The following is a 20635-nucleotide window of genomic DNA, read 5'->3' on the forward strand; positions in this document are numbered from 1 at the left end:
GGTATTACTTCCACGGTTTACGGTAATTCACTCCCTGCAAGTCAAGCAGAGGTAGGTGTCCTTTCAACCGTGATAAATAGTCGGTCCAATCGCGGTGTTGTTTTTCAGTCCAACATGCTTCTGCCATGGCAGTCAGGCGAGGGAAAATCATGTAGTCCATGCGCGATGGGTTGTTGATGATTTCGCACCATAGAGCGGTTTGAATGCCCCAAATGCGTTTTCTGATTGGATCGTCAGCAGGCACTTCTGCTAACGGCTCGTAGTTGTAAGCTTTCTCTAATGGCAGCGGGTTAGCCCAGTCCACACCAGGCTCTTCTGGTGCGTAGTCTTGGGTCATATCCAAATAAGTAGTTTGTGCAGGTTGCAGCACCACATCAAAGCCTTGGCGAGCACAGTTCAATGCTGCTTCTTCGCTCAACCATGAGTAAATCACGGTATCTTTGCTGACCTTGTTGCCGTGTTGAGCTTCTTCCCAACCCAGCATGCGTTTACCCAGTTTGCGCAGTTTGTCTTCTGCATGACGCAGGAAGTGACCTTGCAGCTCTTTGTAATCGGTGTAACCCAATTGCTCCATTAGGGCTTGGCAAGCAGGACTTTTCGACCACACGCCGTTAGGCACTTCGTCCGCGCCAATGTGAACATAAGGAGCAGGGAATAGAGCAGCGATCTCTTCAAGTACTTTGTCGATAAACTCGTAACTGCCCGGAAGAGCTGGGTTAATGACATTATCGTTGTAATGCTGAATGCTGCGGTACTCAGTGGTGTCTTCTGCTTCAATTAAGAGGTGAGGCAGAGACTTAATTGCGGCGCGGCAATGACCAGGTACATCAATTTCAGGAATGATGGTGATACCGCGTTGCTCTGCAAATGCGATAACGTCTCGGATTTCTTCTTGCGTGTAGAAGCCGCCGTAGCGTTGAGATAAATGGGTGTATTGTGGCTCGATGGTTTCATCGATACCACGCCATGCGCCAATTTCCGTAAGCTGAGGCAGTGATTTGATCTCGACACGCCAGCCTTCATCGTCAGTGAGATGCCAATGGAACGTGTTGAACTTGTAATGCGCCAACAAGTTGATCAGGCGTTTTACTTGCTCTACGGAATGGAAATGGCGAGCACAGTCCAACATCATGCCGCGATAACGAAAGCGTGGGCTATCTATAATCGAACAGCACACTGCTTCCATGGTTTTGGTTGCTTCATCTCGTTTTAGTAGCTGCAATAAAGTTGCACAAGCATGGGTAAAGCCAGATGAAGAGCCTGCTTCAATCTTGATCGACTCTTCTGATACTTTGAGCTTATATGCCCCCTCATCCAGTGTTGGGTTGCTTTTGAAAATGATTTTGCCGCTGTTAGAAGAAGAAAGTGTAAATTGGTGAATACGCTGGAGCTCTTCTAGTAACCACGCTTTTGCTGAGTTAGCTAAGTCGGTATAAATTGCAACGCCAGCTTGTTCGTCAAAAGTGAACGAGTGGTCGCTGACTTCAATATGGTTTGGTTTTGGCAATAACGGTTGAGCGTGCGTTAAGCTTGCTGGAATATCGCTGCGTTCCCGATATGGTGAAGCCAAAACAATAGGGGTAACATCGACCTGAGCACGTTGAGGTTGACCATCAACAACAAAGTCGATCATCGCTTCATTAAAGCCATCCGAATAATAACGGAATGGGTTAGAGCCAATGCTGAATTCACAGTAATAGTGGTGGTTGGCAGCCAGCACTATACCTTCTGGTTTGAGTGTGCAAAAACTACCAATCTGAGTAAGTTGACCATTTGAAACGCTATCTGGAAGAATGTAACGATCGAAAGCAAAAGTTAAGCCCCAGCTGTTTAGGTCTTGGTCGCTCAAATTATGAAAGGTGAGTCCAAAGCGACAGTTTTGTTTTTGTTCAGAAAGGACCACTAAATCAACACGATATTCCATGTTCACTCCTACTCAACACTCACCGAGTAAAGGTTATGTTCTGGCTTACCAGCAAACATAATGGCCCCTTCAATCGCATCAAACTGAGGTTCAACCACCCACTGTTGAACTGGTGGAGATAACCAGTTCAGGATTCGCTCTGCGATACTGCCCATTAGGCAGATACGAGTAGCCCCACGCTTATTCAGCGCGACTAAGAACATTTCTATATCGGCTGCGGTTTGCTTTAGCATTTCAATCGCCAGTGCATCACCTTGTTCAGCATGTTGGAAAATTGCTGGAGAGAATTGACCGTAATCGCGAGGTAGAGCCTGCTTAGACCATGCCACTACGTTGTCGATATCATTTTCAAAATGTGCCATTACGTGTGCTGCTAGAGGTGTTTTTTCGCGAATGCCGTCTTCTGCCAGCAAGACTTGTTGGATCAGACGCAACCCCATGACTGCGCCGCCACCTTGATCGGAGATTGGGAACTCACGACCGCCAACGACATGTTGCTCGAGACCTTTGAGGAAAATGCCGCATGAACCTGTTCCTGCGATCATGATTGCGCCATCTTCACCGTTATGCGCACCAATACATGCTCCGTAAGCATCGGTATTGAGTGTCATACTGGCAAATGGGTGTTCCAAAGCCATGAATGCTTGCCAAGAGGTTTTATGTTCCGCACCTGCTAGAGCCAGACCTACGTGCATAGAAGCGAAATCTTGTTGAGTTAGCCCGCCTTGTGCTGCCGCTGAAGCAATAGATTCAAGAATCGACGCCATCGCGATGTCTGCGCCCAGCATGATGTTTGCACTGCCGCTTTTGGCTTCACCAATGAAGTTGCCTTGTGCATCTTTGATTCGAGCGCGGCATGACGTACCGCCTCCATCAATACCTACAAAATACATCCCCATGTTTATTGCTCCTTGAAGGCTTGAGAGTTGGCTAAAGTCGAGATGTGCTGAGCCTGACTCATCACCGCGAGTAGGAACCAAGCACCATGTGGGATCCATTGTTCACCCCAGCGCCAGTTCTGAAGCATGTCGTCTTTCTGCGCTGGTGGATTAAATGCAATGTCTTCCTCATCTTCGAAACCGCCGGTAATGCCATTACACACGCCACCTTTTGCATTGAAGAAACCGTATTGAGGAAGATAGTCCGGATTGTTACGACCATGACCATCCAACATACACATGTCGTATGGGTTCAGCCCCACAATCCAGTTAATAGAATCTTGTGCGAGTTTAGAAAGCTGCTGTTTTAGCGCTTTTGACTCAATGAAAGGGAGTGCCCCATAAGCCATGGTTGCCAGTGAACCTAGGCGAGCATTCTCACCTTGCCACCAGTAACCTGATTCGTTGTTGTGTGCGACAAAGAACGCATCCCGTTTCGCTTCATCTACGCCTTTTACGTATTGGCGTGGATAGCCAAATGGGTTCTTCACTTTGTTGGTAATAGAGACTTCAAATTCACACGCTTGAGTGATGATTTGCTTTGCTACCGATACGCGCTCAGAGTCGTCTTCGATGGTTAAGTATTCACATAGTGCGATCACAGGAAGTCCTGCTTCTGCTGCATGGAAGTAAGGTCGACTGCCATCTTGATTAGCACTCCAAAAGTGTTGAATGTTCTCATCACTTGTTTGGCGAGTTGAAAGACGTTTTGCCCATACGCGGCTTTCTTCTAGGTAGCGTATCTCTTTGGTGGTCTTAAATAGCTCTACAGCGGCAAGAAGCGCACAGTATTCATCGATGATGTTCTCTTCACCATCGTTCAAGTATTGGGTGTTGTGTTCTTTTAGGTGCCAGTAGCCGTTTTCTGCCGCATTACGGTATTTTTGTTGGTCGAATTCGCCATGAACATCTAGGCGTGCTGTTGAAGCTAATGCTGCAATGCTGATGCCTGCACCTTGTCGATAGCCTGCTTGATAGTCATCGAACTTATGACCAAGTTGAGTTTCATACGCGCAAATCTCGCGTTGCGCTGTATCTTTACTCCACTTGTCGAACACGGTCATGTAGAAGAAGCCTTTTTCATTTTGCATACGAACAAGGAAGTCTGCGCCAAATAACGCTTCTTCAACAAGACGAGTGGCCGTGAACTTAGCCAGTTTGTCGTTACCTTCGAGCAGAGATAATCCTTTCAACATGTTCCAAACTACCATCGGTGTCTGTTGTGGATTTAGGTAGTTTGCGTATGACAAATGGCTTAGATATTTACTGACGTCGCCTGATGCGTCATACCAACCGCCGTGAACATCTGCGGTTTCGCTAGAGTTAAGTAGCGGTGCCTGGCGATCTTGTTGATCGAAAATGCCGCCGCAGCGTTGAGATTTAAAATAATGGATCACATCAGACAACGTACGATCGAGAAGAATATGCTCTCCAATCTCAAAGTGAGATGAGCGCAAATGATCGAAGCGAAGGTAGTAGTTACCGGGAGTGTTAAATGAAGAAAAGTCGACAAGGTAAAAATGACCTTGATGCCAGTTTGCCACTTTGCCTTGCTTTTCTACTGTCAGTGTCGCAACAGTTTGGTGGCTGTCGGCACAAACCAATAAAGCAGTATAAGAAGACAGACGCGGTTGACTCGTCTGGATGATCGCTTTCTTAGGACCCAGACGCTCGTAACCAATATGGTTAGTCAGTAGCAGCATTCAATTTCTCCGGGAAACAATAAAATACAAAGGGAAAAAGGGGTCAGATTGATACCTGACCCTCGTTATGATTAATCTTCGAATAAGTAACAACGAACAAAATGGTTATCGGACAATTGAGTCACACCTGGCAGTCGCTCACGACATTTTTCTGTGGCATGAACGCAGCGTCCTGCAAATGGGCAACCGACTGATTCTGGTGTCCACAGTGGGATTTCACCTTTGTTACCTTTCAACTTCTCGTGAATTGACTTCGATGGATCGGGTACCGCTGAAACCAGTAGTTGTGTGTATGGGTGTTGCGGATCGTGGATGATTTCTTCAGTGTCTCCCCATTCAACCATGTGACCCACGTACATAACTGCAAGATCTTCAGCAATGTAACGTGCTGTCGCGATATCGTGAGTGATATAAAGCAGAGACATTTGCTTCTCAAACTTCATCTCTTCCATTAGGTTGAGAACACCAGCACGGATCGATACATCAAGCATTGATGTTGGTTCGTCAGCCAATACCACTTCTGCACCAACCGCAATGTTGCGAGCTAAGTTCACGCGTTGACGCTGACCACCAGAAAGCTGGTGCGGGAACTTTTGTGCCGTCTCTTTTGGTGGAATCAGACCAACTTGTTCCAACAAATCATACACGCGCTCTTCCAACTCTTTCTTGTTGCCCGGAGCGATCTTTTTGTGGATCAGCAGTGGGCGAGCAATATGGTGGAAGATGTTGTGTGTTGGGTTTAGCGAGCCAAACGGGTCTTGCCATACCATTTGTACGCCTTCACGGTAGGTCATCAAATCGTGTCGAGAGGTGATGTCTTGGATGTCACGCCCTTTGTATTCGATGATGCCATCCGTTGGTGCATACATTTTCGCAATCATTTTTGCGGTAGTAGATTTACCTGAACCAGATTCACCTACTACTGACAAACCGCGGCTTTTGTACATTTTGAAAGATACGTCGTTGATTGCACGCATCTTAGATTGTTTGATTGAGTTACTGTTTAAAGGGAAGTCTTTAACGACATTTTTACCTTCAATCAGCAGTTCGCCGAATTGTTTGCTCATAATTCTCTCCAGTGTAATTTTCTTCTTAGCTAGCGTTATTTTTTGTTGTTAAACCTTAGCTTGAGCAATGGTGTCGCCGTACAAGTGGCAGTTTGAGAGACGACCAGGTTCTATTTGACGTAGCTGAGTTGGTACTCTTGTACAAGCTTCATGGACGCGGTCACAGCGAGCTTGGAAACGGCAGCCTTGTGGAACTTCTAATAAGTTCAGAGGGTTGCCCGGAATACCAGTTAATTTGGTCTTAGGACCAGTTAGTGGAGGGAAAGAGCTACCCAAACCTTTGGTGTAAGGGTGGTAAGGACTTTCCAAAATTTGCTTAGAAGGCGCGACTTCAATCAACTCGCCCGAGTACATGATGCCGATGCGGTCAGAGAACTCGACCATCAATGACAAATCATGGGTGATGAACAGAATCGAGAAGCCAAATTCTTCTTTAAGTGCGTAAATCTTTTGCAGGATTTCGCGTTGAACCACAACGTCTAGCGCTGTTGTTGGTTCATCCATGATGATCATTTTTGGATTCAGAGCCAAAGCGATAGCGATAACCAGACGCTGACGCATACCACCAGAGAACTGGTGCGGGTAATCGCTCAGACGACTAGGGTGGATATCTACGATTTCCAACAGACCTTCTGCACGTACTTTTGCTTGAGCGCGAGTCATGTTGGTGTGGCGCATAATGACGTCACAGAACTGCTCTTCCATCGTTAGTACTGGGTTCAAAGCGTTCATCGCACTTTGGAATACCATCGACATTTCGCTCCAGCGGAACGCTTGCATGCGTTCATCGCTGTATTTGAGGATATCTTCACCATTGAAAATAACCTCACCACCTGTGATAAACGCTGGCGGCTTATGAAGGCGCATTAGCGAGAAAGCAACAGTGGATTTACCACAGCCAGATTCACCAGCCAGACCGAATACTTCGCCTGGTGCAATGTCGAAGCTAACGTTGTTACATGCGCGGACATCGCCCGCGTCTGTAATGTAGTCTACGCATAGGTTACGGATAGAAATTAGTGGTGCAGTCATGATTATTTATCTCCGCTCCATAGTGCATTTTGTGGTGCCAATTCTGGCTCACGCTCTTTCTTGTCTTGTGCTGCCATTTTCTTCCAGCGCTTCATGCCTTTGTGAGAACGAAGTTGTGGGTTAGCAATTTCATCTACTGCAAAGTTCAGTAGAGCAAGACCAGTAACCAATAGAGTCAGTGCAATACAAGGAGCTAGCACTTCCCACCATGCTCCGATAAGCATTGCTGATGAAGTTTGTACGTTGTACAGCATGATGCCCCAACTGATGGTATTGGCATCGCCTAGACCTAGGAACGAGATGACGGCTTCTGTGTTGATTGCTAGCATTACCGAACCGATGAAGCTTGCGCCTACGATTGGGATAAGGTTTGGCAAAATCTCAACGAAGATGATGCGAATGGATGATTCACCAAGAACCTCTGCTGCTTTAACGAATTCTTTCTCGCGTAGTGCCATGGTTTGAGCTCGCACAACACGTGCACCCCAAGCCCAGGAGGTACCGGCGATAATCAATGCAATGGTGAGCGGTCCTGCCTCCCCGATGAAGGCTGCGAGTACAAAGAGCAATGGTAATTGTGGAATTACCAGCATAATGTTCATTGCAGCACTCAATACGTCATCGACACGACCGCCAAAGTAACCCGCTGAGATACCAATAACTGTTGCTAAGAAACACACGATAATACCCGCGCCGAAACCAACACCCAGCGATACTCGAGCGCCGTAAGCAACTTGAGACCAGATATCACGCCCCATACGAGATGTACCTAGAACGTGGTCTGCTTTTTTCGACATCAGCAGCGTGCGACGATCATCTGCTAGGTTTTTTGCAACCCAGCCATCAGGGTTGTTTTGTGCTTGTTTTACAACAAAACCAGGGTACTCATGTGGGTTACCAGTGCGCTTATCTGGCGCATGTTGAGTAATCAAAGGTGCAGCTACTGCTACAAAGATGAATACCGAGATAATTGCCAAACCAACACGTGCGAACGTGTTACCTAAAATCAGTTTAAATAGTTCTTTCATGATTATTTGCCTCCCTTACGTAGGCGAGGGTCTAGAATCATGTACAGCATGTCAGCCATTAGGTTGAAGCAAAGCATGAACATCGTCATGATGATTAGCTGACCTTGAAGTACTTGGTAGTCACGTGCGTGAATTGCGTTAAGAAGAACCGTACCTAGACCTGGGTAGTTGAAGATCATTTCGATGATTAGCTGACCACCGATTGCCATACCTAGAGACATTGAAAGTGCGGTTACACTTGGTAGTAGTGCGTTACGAGCTGCGTAGTTGAATACCACACGGTTTTCACTCAGACCCTTACCTTTTGCCATCGTGATGTAGTCTTCAGCAAGAAGGTTGATCATGTTGTTACGCATGTTTACTAGGAAGCCACCGATCTGAACAATCGTCGCACAGAACAATGGAAGAATAGCGTGGTAACCAACGTCTTTTAGGAACTCCCAGCTTGTCCAATCTGGCACAGTACCCGGGGTGTATGCGTAGCCTGATGGGAACCACTTAAGACCGATGGCAAAGATGAACAGTGCTAGCATCGCGATTACCATTTGTGGAATCGCCTGAACAATAAGTGTGCCCGGTGTTACGAATGCGTCGTATCGGCTACCACGTTTCCAAGCTGCGAAGATACCTAGTACAGAAGCAATCGAGAACGATAGCACTACTGCAGTACCTGCTAGGAACAATGACCAACCGAATGCACCACCTAGTAGAGAGTTAACTGAAAGCGGGTAGAACTGGATAGAAGTACCTAGCTCCCAGCTTAGAATGTTTTTGATGTATGACAGGTACTGAATGTAAATTGGACCATCTACGAAACCTAGCAGCTCTTTCATTGCTGCGATTCGCTCTGGCGTTACCTGTACTGATGCGTTAGCAAACATCATGGTAACTGGGTCACCAGGCATTGCTCGCGGAATAATGAAGTTTAACGTCGCTGCAACCAAGAGCGCGACAAGATAGAACGACAAACGTCTTAAAAAATAACCCATAACTCACACCTTACTCACCCAGATTTTTTCCCTGTTTCTGGTTTCAGGTCGCTCCTAGCGAAATTTAGAGCGAAAAATCCCCTGACGACGAGCGCCATATGTTGGTTTGGTCACAAGGGGATTTTTATAGGCGGCACACGGGATGTGTGCCGCTAGAAATGAACTTCTACTTATTTAACTGGTTTTAGGTCCAGTACGTGAAGTAGACGCTCTGGGATACCAGCCCAAATGTTTGGACGGCCCTTAGGATTTTCTTCGTTCCACCAACCAGTGAAGCGAGTTGTGTTGTATTGGTACATGTAAGCACCAGACATCACAGGGATAGTAACTTGGTCTTGAGCGATGATTTGCTGAATACCGTGAGCGATTTCTAGCTGCTCTTGCTTGTCAGCTGTCTTGTAGAAGCTGTTTAGAAGACCATCTAGCTTGTCGTTCTTGTAGAAGTGCATCGCGAAGCGAGGCATACCGTCACCAGATTGTAGTGCTGAGTTGTAAGCACTGTTCCAGTAAGTATATGGGTCTGCACCGTGGAAGTAGTTGGTGTACGCAACGTCGTAAGTACCTTCAAGCATTGCTTGGTTGTACACAGAGAAGTCTGGCGTACGAGCACGTGCTTTGATGCCTACTTCTGCAAGTTGCTCAACAGCAAGCTGTACAGTGTTGTTGAAGTCAGTCCAACCGTTTGGAGATTGGATCAGTAGCTCGAAAGACTTACCAGATGGCGTATCAACGAAACCGTCTTTGTTTACATCTTTAAAGCCAGCTTTCGCTAGAAGCTTCTTAGCACCTTCAGCGTTGTACGAGTTGTAACCTTTGTACTTGTCGTGAGTCTTCTCGTCAGACCAAGCTTCGAATGCATAGCCAAGACCTGATGCGAAGTCGTTCACTGTACCGCCGCCGTAGAATGCGATATCAATGATAGTTTGACGATCAAGAGCCATAGAGAATGCGCGACGGAAGTCAACGTTAGTTAGTGCTTCGTGCTTCGCTGCATCTGGGTTCTTGAAGTTAACTACGAACGCTTGAGTACCTGCTGGCGGGTACCAGTAGTGGTGTTTAGGACTTGCTGCTGCGTAAGTGCGGTCGATGTCTGGAACGAATGAAGAAGTCCAGTCCATTTCGCCGTTAACAATCTTACCTAGGAACTGGTCGTTGTTCGCGATTTGAGGAACACGCAAACAGTCAACGTCTAGGTTAGCTGCATCCCAGTAGTTCGGGTTTTCACACTGGATGTATAGTTGCGGAGTGAAAGTGTCGATCTCTGTAAACGGACCAGTACCTACTGGGTTCTCGTTCGTGAACGTTGAAGGATCTTTTACTTTGCTCCATACGTGCTTAGGTACGACTGGTACTTTAGCAATTTCGTAAGGAACGTTTGAGTTTGCTTCGCTTAGACGGAACTTAACTTTGTAATCGTTAACTTTCTCTACGCCAGTAACCCAAGAGTTGATACCAGATTGGTCTAGTTCTGGCTTCTCTTTTACTAGGTTGAAAGAGTAAACAACGTCATCAGCGGTAAACGCTTGACCGTCAGACCATTTCACGCCTTTACGAATGTCGAAAGTTACGCTCATTAGGTCGTCAGACATTTGGAAGTTTTCTGCTAGACGGAATACTGGCGTGTTGCCGTGCATTTCGTTGAAAACAACTAGTGGCTCGTAGATAAAGTCAGTAGTTGTGTGCAGGTTTGTTGCACCCAAGAAAGGGTTAAAGTTACGAACAAAAGTTGTAAACTCTTTAGGGTGGATAGTCAGTTCACTGCGCTCAGCGGCTGTAGCTACTGATGCGAAACCTGTAGTAGCCGTTGCAATAATTGCTGTTGCTAGTGCTGTTTTTTTAATATTGGCAAGCATAGCTGTTCCTTACTATTTGCTTTCATTTCACTAATGGAATTGAATGTCATCAATTGATAAACACTCTCCAAGGCCCACCTCTTCGCTTCACTGTAATTTGCGTCGCTCTAAGAGTGGCCTGTAGGCCTTAGGCAGGAGTAAGAAAACACCTTATCCACAAAATAATCAAACTCGATTCCCGTTAAAAACGTTAAAAACCATACCAACTCCGTCATAAACGTCATTTTGCTCGTTTTTAAGTCACTCAAGGCTAAAAAATAAACGTTGATATGCGTCGCAGTTTATATCCGCTTTAATATTGTGTGTTAGTGTTCACTTACTTAATTGTGTAGTCATGTAGAGGCTTTTCTGCGGTTGTATTGCATTGGGGATCTGGCTCACACCTGAAATTTTTGTTAATTAACTAGGTGAAATTTAATCTGCCGTTCTGTTGTGATTGACTTCGCAATCTGTATCAAATGTTGCTCAATTTTCCCTTGTTGAGGAAAAATAAGTGCGTTTTAGCAGCAAAAATGGGCTGCTGATTATGCTTTTTTTATTCAGGAAAGGAAGTGTTTTAAAGGTACTTTTTAAGAAAATTTACGGTAAGGAATGAGCAAGGAATAACACGACTTGAATTGTTTCTACAAATGCCGTTGCTTTTGGTTTTGATAGCTTGCTTCCAGCTTCTTATACGTTAATTGCTCAGTCCCATCGCTGCTCTGTAAGCTCCATTGCTTGCTTCTTACGGTGAGTATGGAGAAGCATTACTGCGCAATGGATAATGGCAGGGATAAAAAAGCCCCGCCTAAGTGGCGGGGCTAGTATTTGCTGTTTGGTATTAACTTGTAAGGAGCCTTTGCATTTTATCGCGTTGCGCTTCAATGTAAGCTCGTTCAGGGCTTTGTTCTTTACAGTGCTCAAGAATGAACTCGATTGAGCTTAGAACCGTTCTCCAGCGCGGTGTTTTTGGTAATGTCTCAATGCGCATGTATTTATCGAGTGTCCGAGTTTGCAACGTACTGCGGTCGAGGTAGACACGCCATAAACCACTTTGCTCCGCAAAAGCAAACTTAGTTTCTCCAGTCACTGATTCCCAGTATTCCAATGCATGAGTCATCGTATCGACCAACACTTCGCGCATCAGCTCTTGTTTATCTTTCTTGTTCCCCAATGCTTTATCTGCAAGGCGAGTAAACTCACCGCCAAGTTCTTTCAGCTTCTGCAATTGGTCTTTATCACCATCAAACGCATAACTTGATAGAACTTCAACCGCGGTTTCTAGATTATGGATACGAGCTGCGTTTGCACCACCGCCTACGTTAAAGATGTACATAACATCTAGACCAGAGCCTTCAGGTAATTTGAGAATGTCTGCTTCAATGTTTTGACGAATATCTTCGATGTAAATATCAATCTTGCCACAGTAATGTGGTTGTTTAACTGTCAGGAATTTAGGTGCAATAAGTTCATCTGCCGAAGAGCGTTTTAACTGCTCTAAGCTGCGTTTAAATAGCTTACATGCCGCTTCGTTCGCAAAGCGAATACGTTGATCCTCGCGAAGGCAAATAATGGCTTCAGGTGCTGATTCTAGTTGTTCTAATAATCGACCTTGAGTCTCAAGCAAGCTAGCTTCTACTTCAGCACGCTGGCGCAGCTCCGATTCCAGTAACTTGTTCTCGATGTGGCGCATTTCTGCTTTACTTGCGGTCAAGTGCGCTTGAATACGTGCGGCGAGTTCCTGCTTATTGAATGGCTTGGTTAAGTAGTCATTCGCACCTGCTTCGAAGCCTCTTACTCGATCTTCTGTCTGACTTAAGGCCGTCAACATAATGATCGGAAGCTCTGCGTGATCATAGGTCTCTCGAAGCTCACTACATACTTGATAGCCGCTCATGCCTGGCATCATGATATCGAGTAGAAGCAACTCTGGTTTTTCTTGCTCGATTAAAGCAAGTGTTTCAGGACCATCAGAAATAGTGCGTACGCGGTAGCCTTCAAGCCTTAGGAAGCTTTCAAGAACGCGTAAGTTAACCGGTTCGTCATCAGCAACATACAACAGCGGACCATCAGGGTTCTCTGGTAATGATAAGTCGTCGTTGTTTTCAAAGTTCGCTTCTGGAATTTGGAAGTGTCCACGCGCCGCAAGGCTCTGTGTTGCTTGAATCTCTTCTTCATTAGCAAGTGGCAGAGTAAAGCTAAATGTAGTGCCGACCATTGGTTGACTACTTACATATAACGATCCACCCATCAATTCGATAAGTTGACGGCTGATTGATAAACCCAAGCCAGCGCCTTGACGGTAGCGACTAGCGTCTTGGCCGGCTTGAATTAAAGGTTCAAAGATATGCTCAAGATGTTCAGCCGGGATACCCTGGCCAGTATCAACCACTTGTACGCGGACTTGATCGTCCACGACGGTGGCAGAAATTACGATCTTACCTTCAGAAGTATATTTAATTGCATTACCAATTAGGTTGTACAGTACTTGTTCCAAGCGTTGTGGATCGGCAGACACCGCTTTTAGATCGGCAGGGACCTGGTTAATGATACGAATCGTCTTGTTACCTAGTAGATGACTTGAAAGCTCAAGCACCAAGCGAGTCGCACTTGCTAGGCTCACTGCCGATTTTTGGATATCCATGCTGCCATAGCGCATCTTGTGGTAATCCAATAAATCGTCAACAAGATTTGCCAAACGTTGACCACTTTTGATGATGATATCCAATTGGTATTTTTGACTCGCAGGAATTGCACCATTAGCACCAGATACTAAAGTCTCTGCAATGCCGACCATACCGTGTAATGGTGTACGTAACTCGTGAGAGGTTGTCGCTAGGAATTCATCTTTCAGCTTATCTGCCAACTGCAATTCTTCGTTTTGCTTTTGGATCAATTTGATGTTGCTTTCTAGCTCTTCGTTTTGCTGCTTAATGGTTTGGATCTTTTCTCGAATTGAGCGTTGCATGCGCTCAAAGCTGATCGCGAGTCGACCGATTTCATCTTTACGCTCTGTATTAAAGGTCGTTTCGTCCAGATCACCAGCAGATACTTTCTCTGCTGCCCAAGTCAGCTTAAGAAGCGGGGAGGTGATGAAATTAGATAAGTAGTGTGAGGCGATCACAACCAAGATGATCGCAATCAGCATCGCAATAACAAACAGCTTCTCGAGCTGGTGGACTCGAGCAAAGGCTTCTTTTTCTGGAAGTTGTACGACAATCGCCCAAGTTAGACCGCGAGTTTCAATTGGCGCAAATGCCGCAATCATCTCTTCACCCAAGCGGTTGCTGTAAGTACCTACTTCTGTGTCGCCTGCGAGTGCTTTATCGACAATCTCTAAGCTGTTTTGGATTTCTTCCTGTTTGGTGTTAATGGTTCGAGGTTTATGATCGCTGCCCACTAGTAAGGTTTCAATCGAGGAATCGCGGTTGATTTCAGCAATAAGCTTAGTAATGCCGTTGTTTGGTAAGCGGAACATCGCATAGCTGTGCAGGTAGCCTTGTTGGACAATCGGTGCGCCGAGCCAAGCGACTTGTTTACCGTTTTCGATATCAAAGTCAGACACGACAACTGGCGTGTAATCTTCATTGACCTTACGACGTGCATTCACATCTTCAGACAAACGTTTAAAGGTGCGCCCTAGCGCCGTATCTTTGTAGCGTCCTGTCAGTAGGTTAGTGCCATAGTTGTCGTCTTTATTGATTGAGTAAGTGACATTACCATCGATATCAACCAATAAAATGTCATTAAAATCAGATCGCTTTAACAGTTCTAGGTATGCCCAGTGGTAACGTTTGTGCAATAGGCGGTAACGTTCGCTGCCAACGTAGTTAGATGATTCCGGTAAAATCGAGGTTTTGATTTGATCGCCACTGCCTTTGATATAGCGCTGCTGTGCGTTTTCTCTGGCTTCATCAATATCGTGACCCAAGCGACTAAACGCATTGACCAAACCGTAGAATCGTCCGCCGCTGGCGTAAGCAAGTTCGGAGCGTACGAAGCCCATGACTTCAGTCTCTTGAGCTGCAAAGTAGTCGATGATTTGTTGTTGTTTGGTATCACGAACTGAAAGAAGGTGCGATGTGCTTTGTTCTTGAAGATCTTTACTGTGTGATTGCAGGAAGAAAATCGCAGTTATCGTCAGTGGCGTGATACTAAGAACCAAAAACGCGGTCATTAGCGTGCTTTGCAGGCGCTTAAATTTCTGCTTTTTGTAGAACTTAAACATGGATAAGATTACAACTCATAAAAGGGCAGCGACCAATTTACTGGGGCTTGCCAAGGTTCTCGTTAAAAACGGACAAGAAGTTAAATTCGATAGAATTAACAAAATTAACGAGTTTTTTTTCTTTGACAAGAAAGTTGATTGGAAAGCGTGGGGAGAGACGCAGTTTTTCGTTGAGTTGAATGAATTTTGGCAAAGGTTTGCGCAGGATTTCACCTGCGCAAAGAGAGATTAGGATTTTTTCGCGTAGTATATCGAGAATTTATTGGTCTTATTTAGCGTCTCGCAATTATTGAATGCTTGCTCAATAATTGGTGGGTATTTTAAGAAGCTGTTTGCCACAATCACCATTTCACCCTGTTTAGTCATGTATTGTGGTGCTTGACCCAAGAGTGTTTCCGCAGCGTTGTAGTTTGTATCTAGACCACTGTGAAACGGCGGATTACTGACGATAAAGCGATAATCTTTTGCCGTATCGGAATAGATGTCTGAAGCAAACACACGTCCAGTTATGCCATTCGCTTCTAATGTTGCTTGGCTTGATGTGATGGCATAAGCGTTAATATCACACATCTCAATCGCGATATCTGGGTTGGCTTTTGCCATGAATGCACCCAGCACTCCTGCACCACAGCCAAAATCGAGCACCTTGCCAGATAGTTTAGGTAAAGTCTCAAGCAGTAATTGACTGCCTAAATCAAACTCACCATGGCTAAATACACCAGGAAGGCTCTTAACTGTAAGTGATTGCTCACCCAAAGTGACGGTGTAGGATTTAAACCAATCTGCTTGATTGAAAGGCTTTGGCTGGTTAAGGCAAGTACCCCAGTAGAATGAGCAACGGCGAGCTGAGTCGTACTTGTTCACTGGACCGTACTCTTTGAACATTTTCTCAATGCTCTTGATTCCTGAACGGTTCTCACCAACGACGACGATTTCTGTATTGATGCCAAGTTTCGCCATCAACATTGCCAGCAAGTATTCTGCCTCAGATTTAGCTTTTGGCCAGTACAGAAGCACCATGTCTGCTTGTGTCTCAATATCAAACTCTGAGCCAAAGTGGCTCTTCACCTTGTTCGATGTGCGAATTTGACGGTAGTAGCTGTAGTTAGAAGTAAAAACCTCCACTGACTCACAATGAGCCACTAACTCGAGAGGAAATAGATCTTCAACTTCACCAGCGACTAAAACGTGTTTTCCGTTAAAGTACTCAAGTTGGCGCTGAGCTATTTGGCTAGGAGCAATATAAGCAGACATAAATTTGGTTCATCAGAAATAATTAGGGGCAGATTTTCGCACAATCTGCCCCAAGCTTGAAGTGATTAAGCAGCGACTAACTGTTGTCTTGTTGGTTGAGGAAATCCTTAAACTCTTCTTCGTAGATGTTAAACAACACCATGGTGACGGCAAAAATCAGTGGACCGTAGATAAGACCGATCAAACCAAATAGATGCAAACCACCCAATAGAGAGAAAAATATCATTAGCGTGTTCATACCCGCGCTGCCTTGCATTAGCAGAGGGCGTAATAGGTTGTCGATAGAGCCGACTACCACGACACTCCATACCGTCAAGAAGATTGCCCAAGTGGTGTCACCGGTTAAGAACAAGTACGCTGCGGCTGGAATCCAAATTAGTGCTGTGCCAACTACAGGGATAAATGAAGCAAAGCCCATCATGGTTCCCCAGAATAAACCAGGGAAGCCTGCAAGCCACATACCGATACCACCAGCAAAGCCTTGAGCAATCGCGGTTAAGAATGACCCCATTACAGCGGATTTCGAGACTTGTTCAATCTCGGTCAGAATTTTGTCTTCTTGGCTGCGTGAGAGGGGCAGAATATGACGCATTGCTGAAATGATCTTGTCGTGGTCACGTAACAGGAAGAACAAAACAAACAACATTAGGAAAAAATCCATTAGGAAGTTCGTTGCATCACCCAGGATTTTTGCACTTATAGCTACAAGGTTTGAACCAAATGATGTTGCGAATTGCCCGATCTTTTCTGCGATGGCTTGTGGTTCGATTTTGTCGAAAGGTAAGTACTCATTAACCAACGCTAAACCTTTGACTACCCAAGGATGTTGGAAAATATCTTGGATGCCACCATTGGTTACCCACTTGTAGGTATTTTGCGAAAATACCGAACCTTGCTGCACGATAGCGGCAAAAACAAATAGTAATGGAATCACGATAATAAAGGTTAAAACCACACAAGAGAGCAGTGAGACCAAGTTTTTGTGATTAGGTAGTTTTCGTTCAAACCATTCATGTATTGGGAACATGAGCAGTGAAATGATAAACGCCATGACGATCGAGTTGATGTAAGGTTCGACTAACAAATAGCAGGCAAAAGCAGCGGCGAGCAGCGCAACAACTAGCACTCGATGACTCGACGTGATTTTTACATTATTCGGCATGTGATTAATCCAAATTACGGAATATTTACGTTTACGCCTTATACCACAGCGCAAAATCTTTATTACTTTGCACCGACGATTCTTTCAAGCTTATGACATAGCTGAATTGGGAAGGTGCAGTTGACCTTGTTATAATGACCACAAATCAGGTGGTTATCAATCAAGAGATGGAAAAATGGGTTGTTGTAACAGCGATAAGAAATGCCAGAGCGAAAAGAAGACCAGACGCATTCCTTGGTTTGGGATTGTTCTTGGGATTCTTGCCATCTTAGTCATCTTTAATTGGCAAGCATAATTCAAATAATAAAAAAGGACCTCGAAGGTCCTTTTTTGGGAATTTATGTTCTGGGAAGGAACGCTTATTTTGATTCTTCTGCCAGAATTGCGAAACAACGATCCGCAGCTTCTAGTGTTGCGTCGATTTCTTTTGAACCGTGAGCAAGAGAAGTAAAGCTTGCTTCGAATGCTGATGGTGCAAGGTATACACCGTGTTTTAGCATTAGGTGGAAGAAACGCTTAAAGCGCTCGACATCGCACTTAGTCACGTCTTCGTAGCACGTTACGGTTTCTTGGTCAGTGAAGAAGAAACCAAACATGCCACCCACTTGGTTTACTACCATTGGGATGCCGTGTTTTTCAGCAAGAGCTTTGAAGCCTTCAGCAAGTTGTTTGGTCTTTGCAGCAAGACGTTTCTCGTTACCTTCTTCTTTTAACAGGTTCAAACATGCAAAGCCTGCCGCCATTGCTACTGGGTTACCGGAAAGTGTGCCCGCTTGGTATACAGGACCTGTTGGCGCAACATATTGCATGACTTCTTTACGACCACCAAAAGCACCCACTGGCATACCGCCACCGATCACTTTACCTAGTGTCGTTAGATCTGGTTTGATGTTGTAGTGTGCTTGCGCGCCACCTAGAGCTACACGGAAGCCTGTCATTACTTCATCAAAAATCAGTAGAGCACCTTCTTGGTCACAGATTTCGCGTAGACCTTCGTGGAAGCCTTCTACTGGAGGGATACAGTTCATGTTGCCCGCTACTGGCTCAACGATGATACATGCGATTTCGCCTTTGTTTGCGGCGAATAGTTCACGTACTGAATCTAAGTCGTTGAATGTTGCCGTTAGTGTGTGCTTCGCAAAATCGGCAGGAACGCCAGGAGAACTTGGTTGACCTAGAGTTAGTGCACCTGAACCTGCTTTTACTAGCAAGCTGTCTGCGTGACCATGGTAACAGCCTTCGAACTTCATGATCTTGTCACGACCAGTAAAGCCACGAGCAAGACGGATAGCACTCATTGTTGCTTCCGTACCAGAACTTACCATGCGGATTTGTTCCATAGATGGCACTAGCTCAGATACAAGCTCGGCCATGGCAATTTCCATTTCAGTTGGCGCACCGAAACTTAGGCCGCGTTGTGCAGCATCGATAACTGCTTCACGGATAACTGCGTGGTTGTGACCTAGAATCATAGGACCCCAAGAGCCAACGTAATCAATGTACGCTTTACCATCGGCATCAAAAATCAGGGCACCGTCTGCTCGTTCGATAAATAGCGGAGAACCGCCAACGCCGTTGAATGCACGAACTGGTGAGTTCACACCGCCAGGAATGGTTTGCTGAGCCTTTTGATATAGCTCTGATGATTTGGTCATGGGGTTATCCTCTTTTGATTGCTCGGACCAAGTGGAGCGCATTGTACCTAGCTAATCTCAAGTTAGAAACGTTTTGGGTAATTTATGTGTTGTCTGGCGGTGTAATCTTACATATCAGCATCTGATCTAAAGAATCGTCGGTGAATACTTGAACGAGTTGGTCAGGTATTGGATAATCGCTCTAATTAGCACAAATTTGACGTCTCGCTACAGGCTTGACGCATTACACGAGTGAGAGAGGTCTTCGTGAGCGAAGTAAACGTACCATTGTCTTTTTCTGATGCAGCAGCATCACGCGTTAAAGCGCTGATTGCGGAAGAAGAAAACCCAGCACTGAAGTTACGCGTATACATTACTGGCGGCGGCTGTAGCGGTTTCCAATATGGCTTCACATTTGATGAGAGCGTAAATGAAGGTGATACTACGATCGAAAACAGTGGCGTAACACTGGTTGTAGACCCAATGAGCCTGCAATACTTAATCGGTGGCGTGGTTGATTACACAGAAGGTTTAGAAGGAGCTCGCTTCTTTGTTAATAACCCAAATGCGACGACAACCTGTGGTTGTGGTGCATCATTCAGTGTGTAATTAATACGACAACAGGCAGCCAATTGGCTGCCTGAGTTTTACGTAGCAGGAAGTCACGTAAACGCCCCCTCGCTTTCACGATGAAGTGGGGGTAAAAATAAAAAGGACTTTATATGTCTGGAACTTCTTTCGGACGTCGTTTTGTCGAACGTCCATGGCTAGTCTCTCTAACGCTTGTTATCGCTTTGGCTGCTTGGCTCGCAATGGGTCAACTCAATGCACAAGACGAATCGATCTCTTCTCCATCCTCTCAATCAGATGATACGCCTGTCGCAAAGGTGATGTTCAACTCTTTTGAAGCACAACCAACCAGTAAAACGATTGAACTTTATGGTCGAACTGCGCCGAATCGGCAAGCTCGTTTAGGGGCAGAAGTCGCAGGTAAGATTGTGAGCTTGAACGTGCAAAAAGGACAAAGTGTTAAACAAGGGCAGGTGATTGCCAACATTGATGAGCGCGATCTAGATATTCAACTTAAACGCGCCAAAGCAATGCTGCGTGTAAAAGAAAAAGAATTTAAAGCCGCAGAATCTTTGAAGAATAGAGGGTTGCAAGGTGAAGTTGCTTTTGCCACTGCTCAAGCGGCACTTGTCGATGCCCGAGCAAACTTAAGTAATGTTGAAACTGCACTTAAAAATACCAAAGTAAGAGCCCCTTTTGACGGCATTCTGGACCATCGATTCGTTGAACTGGGAGATTTCGTTGGCGTCGGCGACCCAATAGCCACTGTAATTGACTTAGAGAAGTTAGTCATTGAAGCGGATGTGAGTGAACGTCATATTCAGTATTTAAAACAAGGTCAGCAAGCCGATGTTAGAACCATTGATAACATCCATCATCAAGGCACCATTCGTTATATTGGGCGCGTATCTTCAACTTCGACCAATACATTCCCTATAGAAATCGAGATTGATAATCGAGAGAGTGCGATGCCTGCGGGTGTCAGTGCTGAAGTGGTACTGTCGCTAAGTGAAGTTCTGGCAGTGAAAGTGACCGCAGCCATGTTGGCGTTAGATGAAGAAGGCAATCTTGGTATCAAAACGCTTCGTGATCAGCATGTTCACTTTGTGCCTATCCAACTGGTCAAAGCTGAGAAAGACGGTGTCTGGTTGTCCGGCTTAGGAGACCAAGTTGACATCATTGTGCTTGGACAAGGCTTTGCACGTGATGGTGATTTAGTGATGGCGACAAAAGTCGACGATGCCATTGAAGCTGCGAACCAGCAATAAGGAGGC

The 20635-nt window shown here is 45.5% G+C and carries 15 protein-coding genes; 3 read left to right on the forward strand and 12 right to left on the reverse strand.

Going from position 1 to position 20635, the window contains the following annotated elements; translation table 11 throughout:
* Positions 1 to 4: 4 nt before the first annotated feature.
* The 9 genes from QMY49_RS01315 to QMY49_RS01355 all read right to left on the reverse strand — a co-directional run bounded on the left by QMY49_RS01315 (position 5) and on the right by QMY49_RS01355 (position 14741).
* A complete protein-coding gene (locus QMY49_RS01315) occupies positions 5 to 1924 on the reverse strand; it encodes a beta-N-acetylhexosaminidase (protein ID WP_009703765.1) in 1920 nt (639 codons plus the stop codon).
* An 8-nt stretch (positions 1925 to 1932) separates the two neighbouring features.
* Positions 1933 to 2823: a glucosamine kinase nucleotide-binding domain-containing protein gene (locus QMY49_RS01320; RefSeq protein ID WP_009698737.1), complete on the reverse strand. Its 891-nt coding sequence runs from the start codon at positions 2821 to 2823 to the stop codon at positions 1933 to 1935.
* Between the two features lie 2 nt (positions 2824 to 2825).
* The gene (locus tag QMY49_RS01325; RefSeq protein WP_053049418.1) at positions 2826 to 4565 is read right to left on the reverse strand and encodes a glycoside hydrolase family 9 protein; all 1740 of its coding nucleotides are present in this window, start codon (positions 4563 to 4565) and stop codon (positions 2826 to 2828) included.
* A gap of 71 nt (positions 4566 to 4636) precedes the next feature.
* Positions 4637 to 5632 carry an ABC transporter ATP-binding protein gene (locus tag QMY49_RS01330; protein WP_005446311.1) on the reverse strand — a complete coding sequence of 332 codons (996 nt, stop codon included), beginning with the start codon at positions 5630 to 5632 and terminating at the stop codon, positions 4637 to 4639.
* A gap of 48 nt (positions 5633 to 5680) precedes the next feature.
* On the reverse strand, positions 5681 to 6664 hold the full coding sequence (locus QMY49_RS01335; RefSeq protein WP_005446313.1) for an ABC transporter ATP-binding protein: 984 nt from the start codon (positions 6662 to 6664) through the stop codon (positions 5681 to 5683).
* 2 nt (positions 6665 to 6666) lie between these two features.
* Positions 6667 to 7692, reverse strand: a complete 1026-nt coding sequence (locus QMY49_RS01340; RefSeq protein WP_009698735.1) for an ABC transporter permease — start codon at positions 7690 to 7692, stop codon at positions 6667 to 6669.
* A 2-nt stretch (positions 7693 to 7694) separates the two neighbouring features.
* Positions 7695 to 8681: an ABC transporter permease gene (locus QMY49_RS01345; protein WP_005446316.1), complete on the reverse strand. Its 987-nt coding sequence runs from the start codon at positions 8679 to 8681 to the stop codon at positions 7695 to 7697.
* A 170-nt stretch (positions 8682 to 8851) separates the two neighbouring features.
* Positions 8852 to 10534 (reverse strand): ABC transporter substrate-binding protein, encoded by a 1683-nt coding sequence (locus QMY49_RS01350; protein WP_005446317.1) that lies wholly within the window; start codon positions 10532 to 10534, stop codon positions 8852 to 8854.
* 820 nt (positions 10535 to 11354) lie between these two features.
* Entirely contained in the window at positions 11355 to 14741 is a 3387-nt protein-coding gene (locus QMY49_RS01355) for a response regulator (protein ID WP_053052957.1), read from the reverse strand.
* Between QMY49_RS01355 and QMY49_RS01360 the strand changes: the two genes are divergently transcribed.
* Positions 14740 to 14973 carry a hypothetical protein gene (locus QMY49_RS01360; protein ID WP_029790366.1) on the forward strand — a complete coding sequence of 78 codons (234 nt, stop codon included), beginning with the start codon at positions 14740 to 14742 and terminating at the stop codon, positions 14971 to 14973. The genes QMY49_RS01355 and QMY49_RS01360 overlap by 2 nt on opposite strands.
* Here QMY49_RS01360 and rsmC read toward each other — a convergent pair.
* From rsmC to hemL, 3 genes are all read right to left on the reverse strand, one after another.
* A complete protein-coding gene (rsmC, locus tag QMY49_RS01365; RefSeq protein WP_009698733.1) occupies positions 14970 to 15995 on the reverse strand; it encodes a 16S rRNA (guanine(1207)-N(2))-methyltransferase RsmC in 1026 nt (341 codons plus the stop codon). The two genes, QMY49_RS01360 and rsmC, sit on opposite strands and share 4 nt — an antisense overlap.
* Before the next feature lie 76 nt (positions 15996 to 16071).
* Complete coding sequence (locus tag QMY49_RS01370; RefSeq protein ID WP_005449176.1) at positions 16072 to 17157, reverse strand: AI-2E family transporter; 1086 nt, start codon at positions 17155 to 17157, stop codon at positions 16072 to 16074.
* 359 nt (positions 17158 to 17516) lie between these two features.
* A complete protein-coding gene (gene hemL / locus QMY49_RS01375) occupies positions 17517 to 18812 on the reverse strand; it encodes a glutamate-1-semialdehyde 2,1-aminomutase (RefSeq protein ID WP_005449175.1) in 1296 nt (431 codons plus the stop codon).
* Between the two features lie 246 nt (positions 18813 to 19058).
* Between hemL and erpA the strand changes: the two genes are divergently transcribed.
* Positions 19059 to 19400: an iron-sulfur cluster insertion protein ErpA gene (gene erpA, locus QMY49_RS01380; protein ID WP_005449174.1), complete on the forward strand. Its 342-nt coding sequence runs from the start codon at positions 19059 to 19061 to the stop codon at positions 19398 to 19400.
* A gap of 113 nt (positions 19401 to 19513) precedes the next feature.
* Complete coding sequence (locus QMY49_RS01385) at positions 19514 to 20629, forward strand: efflux RND transporter periplasmic adaptor subunit (RefSeq protein WP_017189153.1); 1116 nt, start codon at positions 19514 to 19516, stop codon at positions 20627 to 20629.
* The last annotated feature ends 6 nt before the right edge of the window (positions 20630 to 20635 follow it).

This window comes from Vibrio harveyi (genome assembly GCF_030060435.1).
In the GTDB taxonomy this organism is placed as follows: domain Bacteria; phylum Pseudomonadota; class Gammaproteobacteria; order Enterobacterales; family Vibrionaceae; genus Vibrio; species Vibrio harveyi.

Coding starts and splice junctions, on each gene's coding strand:
- QMY49_RS01315 (WP_009703765.1), bottom strand. CDS start 1,924: ATGGAATATCGTGTTGATTTAGTGGTCCTTTCTGAACAAAAACAAAAC.
- QMY49_RS01320 (WP_009698737.1), bottom strand. CDS start 2,823: ATGGGGATGTATTTTGTAGGTATTGATGGAGGCGGTACGTCATGCCGC.
- QMY49_RS01325 (WP_053049418.1), bottom strand. CDS start 4,565: ATGCTGCTACTGACTAACCATATTGGTTACGAGCGTCTGGGTCCTAAG.
- QMY49_RS01330 (WP_005446311.1), bottom strand. CDS start 5,632: ATGAGCAAACAATTCGGCGAACTGCTGATTGAAGGTAAAAATGTCGTT.
- QMY49_RS01335 (WP_005446313.1), bottom strand. CDS start 6,664: ATGACTGCACCACTAATTTCTATCCGTAACCTATGCGTAGACTACATT.
- QMY49_RS01340 (WP_009698735.1), bottom strand. CDS start 7,692: ATGAAAGAACTATTTAAACTGATTTTAGGTAACACGTTCGCACGTGTT.
- QMY49_RS01345 (WP_005446316.1), bottom strand. CDS start 8,681: ATGGGTTATTTTTTAAGACGTTTGTCGTTCTATCTTGTCGCGCTCTTG.
- QMY49_RS01350 (WP_005446317.1), bottom strand. CDS start 10,534: ATGCTTGCCAATATTAAAAAAACAGCACTAGCAACAGCAATTATTGCA.
- QMY49_RS01360 (WP_029790366.1), top strand. CDS start 14,740: ATGGATAAGATTACAACTCATAAAAGGGCAGCGACCAATTTACTGGGG.
- QMY49_RS01355 (WP_053052957.1), bottom strand. CDS start 14,741: ATGTTTAAGTTCTACAAAAAGCAGAAATTTAAGCGCCTGCAAAGCACG.
- rsmC (WP_009698733.1), bottom strand. CDS start 15,995: ATGTCTGCTTATATTGCTCCTAGCCAAATAGCTCAGCGCCAACTTGAG.
- QMY49_RS01370 (WP_005449176.1), bottom strand. CDS start 17,157: ATGCCGAATAATGTAAAAATCACGTCGAGTCATCGAGTGCTAGTTGTT.
- hemL (WP_005449175.1), bottom strand. CDS start 18,812: ATGACCAAATCATCAGAGCTATATCAAAAGGCTCAGCAAACCATTCCT.
- QMY49_RS01385 (WP_017189153.1), top strand. CDS start 19,514: ATGTCTGGAACTTCTTTCGGACGTCGTTTTGTCGAACGTCCATGGCTA.